At 66.3% G+C, this 12,606-nt stretch carries 13 protein-coding genes; 2 read left to right on the forward strand and 11 right to left on the reverse strand.

What is annotated here, in order from left to right; genetic code table 11:
• Positions 1 to 1,389, forward strand: coding sequence for a dihydrolipoamide acetyltransferase family protein (locus PFX91_RS19800; protein WP_285734067.1), 1,389 nt, complete (start codon positions 1 to 3; stop codon positions 1,387 to 1,389).
• 311 nt (positions 1,390 to 1,700) lie between these two features.
• Positions 1,701 to 3,344: an OmpA family protein gene (locus tag PFX91_RS19805; protein WP_285734069.1), complete on the forward strand. Its 1,644-nt coding sequence runs from the start codon at positions 1,701 to 1,703 to the stop codon at positions 3,342 to 3,344.
• A 145-nt stretch (positions 3,345 to 3,489) separates the two neighbouring features.
• On the opposite strand, the gene PFX91_RS19810 is transcribed toward PFX91_RS19805, so the two are convergent.
• From PFX91_RS19810 to PFX91_RS19860, 11 genes are all read right to left on the reverse strand, one after another.
• Positions 3,490 to 4,011 (reverse strand): hypothetical protein, encoded by a 522-nt coding sequence (locus tag PFX91_RS19810; RefSeq protein ID WP_285734071.1) that lies wholly within the window; start codon positions 4,009 to 4,011, stop codon positions 3,490 to 3,492.
• 257 nt (positions 4,012 to 4,268) lie between these two features.
• Complete coding sequence (locus tag PFX91_RS19815) at positions 4,269 to 4,775, reverse strand: hypothetical protein (RefSeq protein WP_285734073.1); 507 nt, start codon at positions 4,773 to 4,775, stop codon at positions 4,269 to 4,271.
• 65 nt (positions 4,776 to 4,840) lie between these two features.
• Positions 4,841 to 4,993 carry a hypothetical protein gene (locus tag PFX91_RS19820; RefSeq protein WP_285734075.1) on the reverse strand — a complete coding sequence of 51 codons (153 nt, stop codon included), beginning with the start codon at positions 4,991 to 4,993 and terminating at the stop codon, positions 4,841 to 4,843.
• Between the two features lie 30 nt (positions 4,994 to 5,023).
• Positions 5,024 to 5,953, reverse strand: a complete 930-nt coding sequence (locus PFX91_RS19825; RefSeq protein WP_285734077.1) for an AEC family transporter — start codon at positions 5,951 to 5,953, stop codon at positions 5,024 to 5,026.
• Positions 5,954 to 6,088: 135 nt separating this feature from the next.
• On the reverse strand, positions 6,089 to 8,242 hold the full coding sequence (locus PFX91_RS19830) for a serine/threonine protein kinase (RefSeq protein ID WP_285734078.1): 2,154 nt from the start codon (positions 8,240 to 8,242) through the stop codon (positions 6,089 to 6,091).
• Positions 8,243 to 8,314: 72 nt separating this feature from the next.
• Entirely contained in the window at positions 8,315 to 8,659 is a 345-nt protein-coding gene (locus tag PFX91_RS19835; RefSeq protein ID WP_285734079.1) for a hypothetical protein, read from the reverse strand.
• Positions 8,660 to 8,673: 14 nt separating this feature from the next.
• Entirely contained in the window at positions 8,674 to 8,967 is a 294-nt protein-coding gene (locus tag PFX91_RS19840) for a WXG100 family type VII secretion target (RefSeq protein ID WP_285734081.1), read from the reverse strand.
• Between the two features lie 43 nt (positions 8,968 to 9,010).
• Positions 9,011 to 9,346, reverse strand: coding sequence for a hypothetical protein (locus tag PFX91_RS19845; protein ID WP_285734083.1), 336 nt, complete (start codon positions 9,344 to 9,346; stop codon positions 9,011 to 9,013).
• Between the two features lie 266 nt (positions 9,347 to 9,612).
• Positions 9,613 to 9,969, reverse strand: a complete 357-nt coding sequence (locus PFX91_RS19850) for a hypothetical protein (RefSeq protein WP_285734085.1) — start codon at positions 9,967 to 9,969, stop codon at positions 9,613 to 9,615.
• Between the two features lie 264 nt (positions 9,970 to 10,233).
• Positions 10,234 to 10,758 carry a hypothetical protein gene (locus PFX91_RS19855; RefSeq protein ID WP_285734087.1) on the reverse strand — a complete coding sequence of 175 codons (525 nt, stop codon included), beginning with the start codon at positions 10,756 to 10,758 and terminating at the stop codon, positions 10,234 to 10,236.
• A 76-nt stretch (positions 10,759 to 10,834) separates the two neighbouring features.
• Positions 10,835 to 12,606: TPR repeat domain-containing protein (locus tag PFX91_RS19860; RefSeq protein ID WP_285734088.1), on the reverse strand; the 1,772-nt coding region annotated here is incomplete at its 5' end.

Raw genomic sequence — 12,606 nt, forward strand, 5'->3', positions numbered from 1 at the left:
ATGACGATTTCCAAGAACGAGCCGGCCGTCGGCGGCGTGCAGTCGTTCAAGCTGCCCGACGTGGGAGAGGGCCTGGTCGAGGCCGAACTCCTCACCTGGTACGTCAAACCGGGTGACGAGGTCGAGGTCAACCAGATGATCTGCGAGATCGAGACGGCCAAGGCCGTCGTCGAACTGCCGAGCCCGTACGCGGGCAAGGTGCACGAACTGCTGGTCGAAGAGGGCCAGACGGTGGACGTGGGAACGGTGATCATCACCGTGGACGACGGCACCGGCGGCACGGCGAGCGCCTCCTCCACGGGCGCGGCCGAGGAGACCGAGGAGCGGGAGAAGCCGCTGGTCGGCTACGGGGAGAAGGCGGGTTCCACCCAACGCCGTCCGCGTCGCCGTCCCGCCCCCTCGGCTCCGGTGTCGCCGCCCGTGCCCAGACCGGCCGAACCCGCGCCGGCGAACACACCGGCGGTGGGGGAGACCGTTCCGGGTCCCGCCCCCTCGTCCGGACGCCCGCTGGCCAAGCCTCCGGTGCGCAAACTCGCCAAGGACCTGGGCGTGGACCTGGGATCGGTCACCCCGACGGGGGAGGGCGGCGTCATCACGCGTGAGGACGTCCGTGCCGCGGCCGAGGCGGCCCAGGCACCCGCCGCCCCCGAGAAGGCGGCCCCCCAGGTCACCGTGGACCGCGCCGCGCGGGAGCGGCGCGTACCCGTCAAGGGCGTGCGCAAGCACACGGCCGCGGCGATGGTCGGCAGCGCGTTCACCGCGCCGCACGTGACCGAGTTCCTCCAGGTGGACGTCACCGGGACCATGAGGGCCGTCGCCCGTCTGCGGGAGCGGCCCGACTTCGCCGACGTGCGGGTCTCCCCGCTCCTGCTGGTCGCCAAGGCGCTGCTCATGGCGATCCGGCGTCACCCGGAGATCAACGCCTCCTGGGACGAGGACAACCAGGAGATCGTGATCAAGGATTACGTGAACCTGGGGATCGCGGCGGCCACCGAGCGCGGCCTGGTGGTGCCCAACATCAAGGACGCCGACGCCAAGACACTGCCGGAGTTGGCGGCGGACCTGAAGAAGCTGACCGAGACCGCCCGGGCGGGCAAGACCAGCCCGGCCGACATGTCCGGCGGCACCATCACCATCACCAACGTCGGCGTGTTCGGCGTGGACGCGGGAACCCCGATCATCAACCCGGGCGAGGCCGCGATCCTCGCCTTCGGGCAGATCCGGGACATGCCGTGGGTGCACGAGGGCGAACTCGCCGTCCGCAAGGTGACGACCCTGTCGTTGTCCTTCGACCACCGCCTGGTCGACGGTGAACTGGGATCCAAGGTGCTGCGTGACATCGGCACGGCACTGGAGGACCCCGAGCTGACCGCCCTGGCCTGGGGCTAGGGGTCACGATCGCAGGGGGCCGGTGCGAGTTCTTCGCGCCGGCCCCTTCCCACGAGAAGAGTCCGTCTCCCCCAAGGGGAAAGGGGACGGACCCCGCGCTCTCAGTGTTCCCCCTCACACGTGCTGCGACACGTGGTACTCCGTCGCCCGGACCTCCTTGTACCGAAACGGGAGCGGCCTCCCACCGGGCGGATCACGGTCGTGACCGTGCCCGCCCGAGGACGCACCGTCACCGACACCGAAGCCGAGAACCAAAGAAGTGTGTCCGGGGTCTCAAGGGGTGTCGGAGCGAGAGGCGAGGAGAATCCCCCATGGTCGCATGTCAGCACTCCACGGTGTCGCGGGCGCTCGTCGCGTCCGCGGTCGCTTCGGTGATCGCGTTGTCGGGTTGCGGCATCGTCCGCGACATCACGGGCACCCGCGAGGAGTACCCGCTCGCGGAGGAGGTCGCCGAGGAGACGACCCACGAGGAGGGCGACCCTCGGGAGGAACCGGCGGAGGTCGACTTCCCCTACACCCGTGAGGGGCAGATCTTCCAGGACACCGGGCAGGACGCCACGCTGCGCTTCTCCGTCACCGGACTGGAACGCACCGACGAGTACACCGTCCTCTACTACGAGAACACCTACGTCGACCACTTCGAGGGCATCGTCACGAACCTGTCCATGCCCAACACACTGGTGGACCCCGTCAGCGGCCAGGCCTTCTGGGAGTACACGGACGAGGAGGGCTACTACTACGGCTCCGTCGCACCGACCCCGGACGGTTACCCGGTGGAGGTCGGCGCCACCAACCGGTACCGACGCTACTTCCCCCGGTTGCCCGACGAGATCAAGCAGGTGACGTTCGTCGGCAGCGGACTCGGCGCCATGACGGGCATCCCGGTCGTGGACGTGGAGGAGGAACAGCCCGATCCGGTGGACCCCAACGGCGCGGAGATGATCGACCACGGTCCCGAACCCGGCGAGATCGTCGAGTTCGAGAACCTTCGTCCCGAACCCGGTGCGCAGGAGTGGGTCGGTGAGATGGAGAGCTTCGTCGACTCCGACGTGGCCTCCACCACCCGTGACGGGGACACCGAGACGGTCGCGCTCAAGGCGGACGTGATGTTCGACTTCGACTCGGCCGAACTCACCGACGAGGCCGAGGAGGTCGTCCGCCAGGCGGCCCGGTCCCTGGAGAACAACATCGATCCGGACGACCCGGAGATCACCGTCATCGGACACACCGACGGCCGTGGAGACGACGACTACAACCAGGACCTGTCCGAGGAGCGGGCGGAGACCGTGCGCGAGGTCCTGGAGGAGGAACTCGGCGAGGGGTACGGGTTCACCGTCGAGGGACGGGGCGCCTCCGAACTGATCGCGCGGGAGGGCGGTTCCGACGACGAGGAGGCCCGTGCGCGCAACCGACGTGTGGAGTTCGCCTACCGGGTGGACCGGTCCGACGAGGGGCTGACCAGCGGACGCGGTGAGGACCTGCTGGGCTCCAGCGAACGGCACGTCTTCCCGCCGGCGAAGTTCGTCGCCGACGACACGGCCGAGGTCGTGGCGACCGCGACCGACGGCGACGTGCGGCTCGACGTGCACCCGCTGCGCCGTGACGGGGCGTACGTGATCAGCACGGTCACGCTGACCAACACCGGGGACGAGCCCGTGCTGCCCGACATGGGCGGAGAGGACGCGGTCAACCCCGGCGGCCCGACCGAGTTCAGCCAGGGCGCGTTGGGCGGTTTCCAACTGCTGGAGCCGGACACCGACCTGGTCCGCTACGTGACCCTGATGAACTTCGGTGGCGAGACCTACTCGGGCTTCGCCGACGAGGTCCACGAGATGCAGCCCGGCAACACCTACCAGCTGGTCGCGGTGTTCGCCGCCCCGCCCGTGGAGGTGAGGGAGCTGACGCTGAGAGCAGGGCCGTTCGGCGAGATCGAGGACGTGCCCTTCGGAAAGTGACCCGCCGCCGTTCGCCGAGAGGCCCGTTCCCAGCCGGGGGCGGGCCTTTCCCGTGTCCCTCTCCGGCGACGGCCCGCAGGCGGAGAGGCGACCGGCGTGGACACCCCACACCGGCCGCCTCCACGGGAGGGCCCCGACCGGACGGTCAGGGTCGGCCGTCTCCGCAGTCGACGTAGTCGATGATGCTGGCGGTGTACTCCTCGTGGTTGTCGAGGGTCTCCCAGAACTCCTCCATGTAATCGTCGACGAACTCCTCACCGGTGACGGTTTCCCCGCACCAGGTGACTTCGTTGAAGTCGACGGCGTTGGCCAGGGCGCCGTCGAGTTCGCCGAGGTGGAGAACCTCCTCGTCCCGCCATTCGTCCTTGTCCAGTTCGACGACGTACCCGTCCTCGGTCTCCTGGAGGATCCGGGTGTCGAAGAGTATCTCCTGACTGCCGGTGCTGTTCTCCAGGACCTCCTCCTGGTCGTTCTCGACGAGCATGCGGTCGAGGGTGCGCACCCTGATCTCGCGCTCCACCCAGAAGAGGGAGACGTGGACTTCGGTCTCCTCCTCCGTGCCCTCCTCCCCGGTCCCGGGGTCGGAGGTCGAGCATGCGGTCAGTGCCGTGCACAGGGACAGGACGGCCGCCAGGAGGAGAGGCGTCCGGGGCTTGTGGCGAATCAACGGGGTTGCTCCGAGGTCGGCCGGGGACGGACACGGTTCGATGCTCCGCCGACTCGTCATTGCCGGAACCATCGTTCCGATCATGGAAGCCCTCGATGTCTCTGCTGGGATGTTCTCTCGCTTCATCGGATGCGCTCGTGCCGGGGTGGCGCCGTTCGCCCATGTGTCACCGGGGTCCGGCCGTTCCGAGCCGTGACCGGGGGGAACGGAAAGGCCGGGGCCGACACGCGTCCGTCGCGTCGACCCCGACCGGACGGTCAGGGTCGGCCGTCTCCGCAGTCGACGTAGTCGGCGATGCTGGCGGTGTACTCCTCGTGGTTGTCGAGGGTCTCCCAGAACTCCTCCATGTAATCGTCGACGAACTCCTCACCGGTGACGGTTTCCCCGCACCAGGTGACTTCGTTGAGGTACATGGCGTCGCCCAGCGCCCCGTCGACCCGGGTGAGGTTGACCTCCTCGGGGCGCCACTCGTCCTTGTCGAGTTCGACGACGTACCCGTCCCCGTCCTCACGGATGATCCGTGAGTCGAGCAGCCGGTCCTTCTTCTCACCGATGCTCTCGACGACCGTCTCCGGATCGCCCTCGGCGAACATCCGGTCCAACGTGAGCACCCTGGCCTCGCGCTCCACCCAGAAGAGAGAGATGTGCTCGGAGGACGATTCCGCTTCGGTTTCGGGCTCGGGCGTGGAGCAGGCGGACAGGGCCAGGCAGGAGGACAGAGCGAGCGCCGGGAAGACGCGGACACGGCCATCGCGAAGGGTCAACGTATCTCTCCAGCTCGTCTCGGCTGCTGTTCGCGGCCGACCGCTCATCGGCTCTCTTCCTCCGCTCACTTGCTGTTCTCGAAGAACGCGTTCGTGTCCTGGTACGAACTGCTCCACTGGCCGAAGAAGTCGCCCACACGCTTGTGGCCTGGCTGTGTGCGTCCGTCGCTGGTGGTGATGTCCACGTCGTCCATGATGTTGCTGATGGCGCCGTCCATCCGGTCGAGGTCCCTGTCCTCTGTTCGTGGTCATCCGAGCAGGAGGGTAGCGGTGAACAGCACCGGGATGGTGAGCAGGGTGGTCAGCAGTACCACCTCGCGGACCATCACCTCCCCGGTGCGGTACCGGGTGGCGTAGGTGAACACGTTCTGGGCGGTGGGAAGCGCCGCCAGCACCACCATCGAGAAGAGGTCGAAGGAGCCCAGCTCGAAGACCAGGGCGCCCAGGAGCCACGCCACGAGGGGCTGGAGGACGGACTTGAGGGCCACCGCCACCAGGACCGGCACACGTTCGGGTCCGCGGCCGGGAAGGGAGCTGCCGTGCAGGGAGATCCCGAAGGCCAACAACATGGCCGGTACGGCCATACCGCCGATGAGGTGGAAGGGTTCCATGAGGGCCTCGGGCGGTGTCCGGCCCGAGGCGGAGACCGCCACACCCGCGAGGGACGCGATCACCACGGGATTGCGGACCGGGGTGCCCAGGGCTCGGCGTAACACGGGCCCGGGGCCGCGCACGCCGCCGTCGCGCAGGTCCAGGACGGTGAGTCCGACGGGGGCCATGACCAGGAGCTGCGTCAACAGGATGGGCGCCACCAGGGAGGCGTCGCCGAGCACGTAGACGGAGATCGGGATGCCGAGGTTGCCCGCGTTGACGTAGGAGGAGGAGAGCGCGCCGATCGTGGTCCGTCCCGCGTCCATGCGCCGCACCAGCCCGAAGAGGGTGAAGGCGAGCGCCACGGCGGCCACACTGAGGACGCTGACCAGGACCGGTCCGGACACCAGCACGGAGAGGTCGACGTCGGAGAGGATGCCGAACAGCAGGGCGGGACCGGCCACGTAGAAGGCGAGCCTGGTGAGCACGTCCTTGGCATCGGGGCCGAGGAGCGGGATCCGTCCCAGCATGTAGCCGATGACGACGACGCTGGTGATGACCCCGAAACCGACGAAGACCCCGGACAAGGGGCGCCCCCACTGTGCACGCGTGAAATGACCGTGGAAACGCTATCCGAGCTCGTGCCGGGGCGGTACGTCACAGATCACGTCACCGGGTGACGTCGCAGGGCGCCACGACAGCGGAACCGTGTCCGAGCGTTCTCAGTCGTCGGCCGCAGCGCTCGGTTCGGGAGAGGGGTCCGGCTCCTCCTCGTCCTCTTCCTCCTCTTCGGCGGCCTCCTCCTCGGCCTGGCGTTCGGCCTCGGCCCGGGCGGCGGCTCGGGCCGTGCACACCTCTTCGGAGGGAGCGGCCGAGCCGTCCACGGCGATGACCGTGAAGCAGTACTCCCTGACGGTGTCGCCGGTGATGATCTGTGCGGACACCACACCGGGGCCGGTCCGGGCCACGGTGAGCGGTGTGTGGCCGCTGGGCCCGCCGAGCACGAAGAACGACGCGGTACCGCCGCTGTTGTCGGTCCACGCCAACTCGACCGCGCCGAGGTTGTCCGTCAGCAGGACGCCCGATGGTGCGGAGACCGCGGGCGGCGCCGAGGGTTCGACGACCGGACCGATCTCCTCGTCCTCCTCGGTGACCTCCTCCCCGGCGGCGGGTTCCGGTTCGGCCTGTTCCTCGGCCGCCGCCGGTGCCGGGGCCTGCGAGCCCGTCGCGGCGAACACGCTGGAGACACCGGTGAGCAGCAGGATGCCGCACACGGTCACGGCGATGTGGAGATGGCGGCGCCACCGTGCCTGCCCGGGGTGGGTAGGCGGGGTCGGGTCGAAGGACTCCTCCTCGTCCGGTCCCGTGCTCTCGTCCACGGGGAGGAAGGAGGACTCGGCCGTACCGGTCCAGCCCTCCAACCGGGACCAGGCGCGCAGGGGGGAGATCTCCTCGCCGCGCAGCTTGGCCATCATGATCTCGGCGGTCCCGCCCGCGTCGGTGGCGGGGAGCCTGCTGCCCTCCAACCCCGTGTGCCGCCGCGCCGGCTCGGGGGACTCCGTGGGCGGGGCGGGACGTGGCGGGCGCAGGGCCCGGGATCGCGGTGGGGCGGGCTGAGCCTGCTGGTCGGGGGGCAGAGGTCGGCTCGGTGGGGACTGTGGTCCGGTCGACGGGGACGGGGGGCCGTCGGTCGGCGTGACCGGGGCCGCCGGAGCGTGCGACGTCTGGGGGCCCGAAGTCGGAGACCACGCCACGGGTGGCTGTGGGTCCGGACGTGGAGAGGGGTGCGGACCGATCCCCGGGGAGACCTGGGGGCCCGAGGGTACGGAGGGAGGCGCCTGGGGCCCCATGGGGGGAGTGGACGCGTCCTGGTGGTGCTCCGCCCTGGCGTAGGGCGGCGGTGGGACCTGTGGCCCCGAGGGGGGCCGGGTGTAGGTGTCCGGCGCCTGCGGGGGCGGTGGTGCGGCCTCGGGCCCGGACATCGGGGCCTGAGGGCCCGACATGGGCGCCTGGGCTCCGCTGAGGGGAGTCTGGCCTCCGGTCGAGCCGGGCAGGGCCGTCGCGGGCTTGGAGGTGCGGGCCTGTTCGAAGGCCGAGGCGAAGGCAGCGGCGGTCGGGAAACGCTCCTCCGGCAGTTTGGACAACGCGCGGGTGAGCACGCCGCGCAGCTTGCGGGAGATGTCGGAACGGGGGACGGGCCTGGGCTCCTGCGTCATTACCCGTTCGGCGTAGGCCCGGGGGTCGAAGGGGCCGCCGTCCGTCGCGGCGAAGGGGGTGTGACCCACCAGCATCGTCCAGACGGTGGACGCCAGCTGGTAGACGTCGGAGGCGGGCGTACGCGGCTCGCCCCGCAGCGCTTCGGGCGCGGAGTGCAGGAACGACTCGGAGTTCGGATCGGGCGGGGGCAGGGCCTCACCGGAGCGGTGGACGGAACCGAAACCGGTGAGCACCGGGGTACGGCCCGCCCGGAGGATGTTGCCGGGGCAGACGTCGTTGTGCACCAACCCGCGGCCGTGCATCGAACCCAGTGCCGCCGCCACGCTTCGTGCGATGGCTGCGGACTCCGGGACCGGAGCGGGGCCCTTGCGGGCGAGCAGGTCGCCGAAGGAGCCGTCCGGATAGAACGGCAGCACCACGAACAGGTCCCCGTCGGTGGTGGTCCCCGCGTCCAGAAGGGGGACCACACCGGACACCCCGCTGAGCTCGCGCAACTGGTCCAGTTCGGCGCGGCCCAGGTGCGGGGGCAGGACCTTGAGGACGACGTCGGCGCCGCTCGTGGAGCGGATGGCCCGGATGATCCGGGCACGGCGCCCCTGGCGGAGCAGGGCCGGGGACTCGTACCCGGGCGCCCATGCGGTGTCTTCGGAGCCGGACACGGGTGAGCGACCCCCTGGTCGTGTTCGTGCTGGAGGGTCCTCCGTCCGAGGACGAAGGGGTGGATCCATGCGCTAGCGGTGTTCTGCGGAGACCTCGGCGAGCGGGCCCTGGCTCACCGGCTGGCGGCCCCACCCGCGCTCCTCGTTGACCTCCTGCTGCTTGCCGAAGGCCCCGATGAGGGCGATGACCCCGCAGATCAGCGCGGTGAGGATGAGTCCGCCGATCACCGCCGGCCACACCTGCTGGCGGCGGCGCCAGTACCGGCTCGATCCGTACAGCAGGGCCGAGCGCAGCTGGCGGTGCCGCAGGGCGTCCGCCTGGAGGACGTACTTCTCCTCGTCGGGCGTGTAGTGGAACGCCTCGGGAAGCTGCGGATCCGGGTCCGCCTGGGTGGGAGGAGCGGGTGGGGACGACATCGCCGCTCAGCCTACTAGAACAGTCCGTCGAGGTAGCGGGTCAGCCTGTCGTAGTTGTCCGCGGTGTCGCTGGTGGCGGCGATCACCTTGGCGAAGGCGTTGTTGACCTCGGAGAAGTGGGTGTCGAACTCGGTGGCCTTGGCCTGGAACTGGGCGCTTCCGGAGCCCTCCCACTGGCTGACGGTGGTCTCGGACTGCTCGTTGATCTGGCTCATGATCGCCGCGAAGCGACCGAGGTGGGCCTGCTGGTCCTCGGCCAGACCCTGTAGGCCTGAGACGTTGCCGTAAACGTCGAACTGGGCACCCATGGGGAACGCCTTTCTTCGGAAGAGAGGAGGTAGGGGGGACTGCTCAGGCGTTGACCGGGCGCGACATGGCGCCGAGGTCGTTGTTGGCCTGGGAGAACTGGTCGCTGGATTCGGCGTCGGTCCGGCTGAACTCCTGCTGGCCCTCGTTCAGCTTGATGCCGTTCTGACTGCACCAGGTCATCAGCTCCTCGAAGCGCAGGGCGAGCTCCTCCTGGGCCTTGTTGAAGTCGGCGAGGGCCTGCCCCTGCAAGGAGTCGCCGGTGTTGCTCAGGTCCTGGAGGAGCTGGTTCACCTGGGAGCGGATGTTGTCGGACTCCTGTCCGAGCTGCTCACCGCCCATGGAGAGACTGTTGACGTTTTCAAGACCGACGTGTGACATCGGGTTCCTTCCGGGAGGTCGTCGGAGATGGGGGTTCCCCTGCGGAGGCCGTGTTCAGCCGGAGGTCTCCTGCTGCCCAGGGTGGGAGGGGAGATTACGGACGATAGTAAGGACCGCCTCTTTGGGTCAACGGAGCGGTGCTTTTCGTGACACCGGGGGAGGAGTGAGAATTCTCCCTGCCCGACGGACGAACCGGGACGGTCGCCAGAGCATCGAATGTGCGACGAAAAACGACCGCCTCGTGAGAGGGCGGCGAGGCTCCGGAGTCAGTCGGATTCGCCGGTGCCGCAGTCCACGTAGTCGGTGATGCTGGCGTAGTAGTCCTCGGCGGTGTCGAAGGCGCCGTCGAACCTGGCGACGTACGCCTCGACGAACTCCTGGCCGTTCCTCGCAGGGTCGCACCACGTGACCTCGTTGTAGTCCATGGCGTCGTAGAGCGCGGAGTCGAGCTTCCCGGTGGTGCCGGGCTGCACAGCCCACGAGTCCTTGTCCAGCTCCACTCTGTACCCGTCACCGTCCTCCACGAGGACACGGAATCGAATGAGATCCTCGCTGCTGTCGCCAGTGTCGGCCACGACCTCCTCGGAGTCGCCCTCCTCCAGCATGCGGGCGAGGGTGCGCACGCTCGCCTCCCGGGTGACCCAGGAGGAACGGAAGTGGGGTCCTTCTTCTCCGGTCGTGCTTTCGGCCTCCGGCTGCAGACCGTCCTCGGAAACGGTGGCTGAGCACGAACTCAGCACTAGGACGGCCGACAGTGTGCTGGCCAACAGCGCGGTGTGTGGCGGAAGAGTCGGAGAGGCGGGCCGACACCCGCGCCGTGGTGCCATTAGACCAGGAAGCGGTGAGAGGAGCCTTCGTTTCACTCGCATGGCGTGCTCGCCGGTTCTCTACAGCCGACCGGTTCCGCAGTCCACGTAGTCGGCGATGCTCTCCTCGTACTCCTCGACGGTGTCGAAGGCCTGCTGAAATTCTCTAGTGTAAGAGTCAATGAAATCTTCGCCGTTCATATTCTCCTCGCACCAGGTGACCTCATTCGGGTAAAAAGAATTATAGAGCGCTTGGTCAAGCTGATTAAGACTCGGAGCGGTTTTCAGTCGCCATTCTCTCTCGTTTGTTTCAACGTAATATCCTTCCGTTTTCGGGCGGATGATCCTGGCATCTGTTAACATTTTCATCGAATCTTCTTCGATATTTTTTATGACTTCTTCTTCTCCGTTCTCAGTAAACATTCTTTCTAGGGTCGCTACCATCAGTTGTCGCTCCACCCAGATGAAGCTGACATAGGAAGAGGATGGTTTGTCGGTCGGTTCTCGGGGGGTGCCCTCTCCGGGGTCCTCTATTGAGCAGGAAGTCAAGAGGAGGGCAGGGGTAAGTGTCAGAATGGCGGCGATGATTTTATTGGAACTGGACAAATTTACCCTCGGGTGTTTCTTTTTTGGGTTTGGTTTTCAATCTTTCTGAGAGAATTCTTGATCTTCGTCGTTTCCCTTAATTGCGGGATTCTCTCTGCCTTTCGAAGAAATTGTTAGTATCGTTGTATGCTCCTGTGAAAGTTCCCGTGAAGTCTTCTACCCTTTCGCTTCCGGATTTCGTGCGTTCGTCGCTAGTTATTATTTCGATGTCGTACATGATGTCACCGAGGGCGTCATCCATGGTGTTCAGTCCATCCCCAGACCGAACACTGCTATTCCAGTTTCCTATGTTCTTTTCTATGGTCAATTCTATGGAGGAGTCCAGGATGAAGTTCTCATCAATGTCATCTGCAGTAAGTACTTCACCTCCTCGTTCGATGGTAAGAACACCTCCTTCCATTAGGGTCCTGAATTCATCAGGGCGAACGACGTTATTGAGCTCCTCTGGGTATTTTTGGGATACGTAGTCCAAGGCCTCAAGTCGAAAATTCTGCTCTATGTATTCTGTGCTTGTATAGGTGGGGTGTCGGGGGGAGACGTCGAATTCTCCGTTGACGATCGCGTCTACGATGCTGTCTGATGCCAGGCCCATCCCCTTGGAAATAGCCTTGCCGATAATCGGTATTTTATCTGCCAGGTTTCCAGCCTCGTCAACCAAAAATCCAGTGACTTGCTTGTTTCGATCTACAGTTTCCTTCAGGTCGGCTGAACGGTCTTCGGAATCCCTTTTAAGGGCTTCCTCCAAAAGCCCTTGAATGGTGCCAGCGCCACGAGCTGTACTCTTTTCTTGTCCGCTTTCCAAGAAGGCCGCGGCTTCGATCTGTTGGTAGATGTCAACAGATTCGACCACATCTGCGGCAGATTCGTCGTTGCCCATGAGGTACTGCATGAATATCGCTCGTTCTTCTGGGCCGATATCAACGATTCTGCTGTCGGGATCGTAATTACCTATTCCTTCTATGGGTGCGCCGGATTCCTCCCACACGCTCCCTTCGGCGAAGCTGTGTATGTGCGCGTTGAAGATGTCGGCGAAGCTGTTGGCCAGCTCGGTGTTGAAGTGGGTGAAGGATGCGTCCTTGTAATCGTTTTCTCCTTCGGTGACGTGGACCCCGGTGTTGATCAAGGACTCGTACATCTCGGGATCGGTCACCGTCTCCATGAAGCCGGCGAAGGCGCGTCCGGCTCGGCTGGATTCCTGGTAGTCGTCACTGTCGAGATCCTCGGCCAGCCAGTCGGTGAGCTGGCGGGCAGTGGCGCCTTCGTCATGCCACTCGTAGGTGAAAAGCCCTTCGACCGCATTGGTCCGCTCGTGTTCGGCGTACTCGATACCCAGTTCGGGGTCGAGGTGGGTGCCGGTGAGCATGAAGTAGTTGGTGTCCTTGTTACGGGTGCCCACATCGACCAGTGGGGCGATCTCCTCAGAAGTCAGCCAGCCGTCGTCGCCCTCACTGCCCCAGTAGTGCAGGTAAGCGCCCGAAGACAGGGACAGGTTGGTGGAGAGCGCGTAGCCGCCCTGGAGTTCGGGGTCGGTGTGCTTGAGTAGATCAGAGAGTGCGCGGGCGTCTTCCTGGTAGACCACCAAGTGGTAGGGCATCTCCTCCCCGCCTGGTTCTTGGAGGAACGGCCCTTCGGCTGCCTTGCGCACGCTCGCGGGCAGATCCTCGTATCCGCCACCTAGGCTCGGGTCCGATAGTGCTAGCAGGCCGTCACCTAGCACACCGAGCGCGTACTCGCGTTCTTCGTCGGTCAGGTGCTCGCCCTCCATCTGGGCCGGCACACCGAGTACGCCCGGTCCCGGGGTGTTCTCCGACTCCAGGCGCTCGTAGAACGCGTCGAGGAAGGCCATCT

It is taken from the genome of Nocardiopsis sp. ATB16-24 (genome assembly GCF_030271535.1).
Taxonomy (GTDB): Bacteria; Actinomycetota; Actinomycetes; order Streptosporangiales; family Streptosporangiaceae; genus Nocardiopsis.

What these genes read in the sequence shown, in the direction of transcription:
- PFX91_RS19840 (WP_285734081.1), bottom strand. Translation starts at nt 8,967, where the DNA reads ATGGGTGCCCAGTTCGACGTTTACGGCAACGTCTCAGGCCTACAGGGT.
- PFX91_RS19800 (WP_285734067.1), top strand. Translation starts at nt 1, where the DNA reads ATGACGATTTCCAAGAACGAGCCGGCCGTCGGCGGCGTGCAGTCGTTC.
- PFX91_RS19820 (WP_285734075.1), bottom strand. Translation starts at nt 4,993, where the DNA reads ATGGACGGCGCCATCAGCAACATCATGGACGACGTGGACATCACCACC.
- PFX91_RS19845 (WP_285734083.1), bottom strand. Translation starts at nt 9,346, where the DNA reads ATGTCACACGTCGGTCTTGAAAACGTCAACAGTCTCTCCATGGGCGGT.
- PFX91_RS19835 (WP_285734079.1), bottom strand. Translation starts at nt 8,659, where the DNA reads ATGTCGTCCCCACCCGCTCCTCCCACCCAGGCGGACCCGGATCCGCAG.
- PFX91_RS19805 (WP_285734069.1), top strand. Translation starts at nt 1,701, where the DNA reads ATGGTCGCATGTCAGCACTCCACGGTGTCGCGGGCGCTCGTCGCGTCC.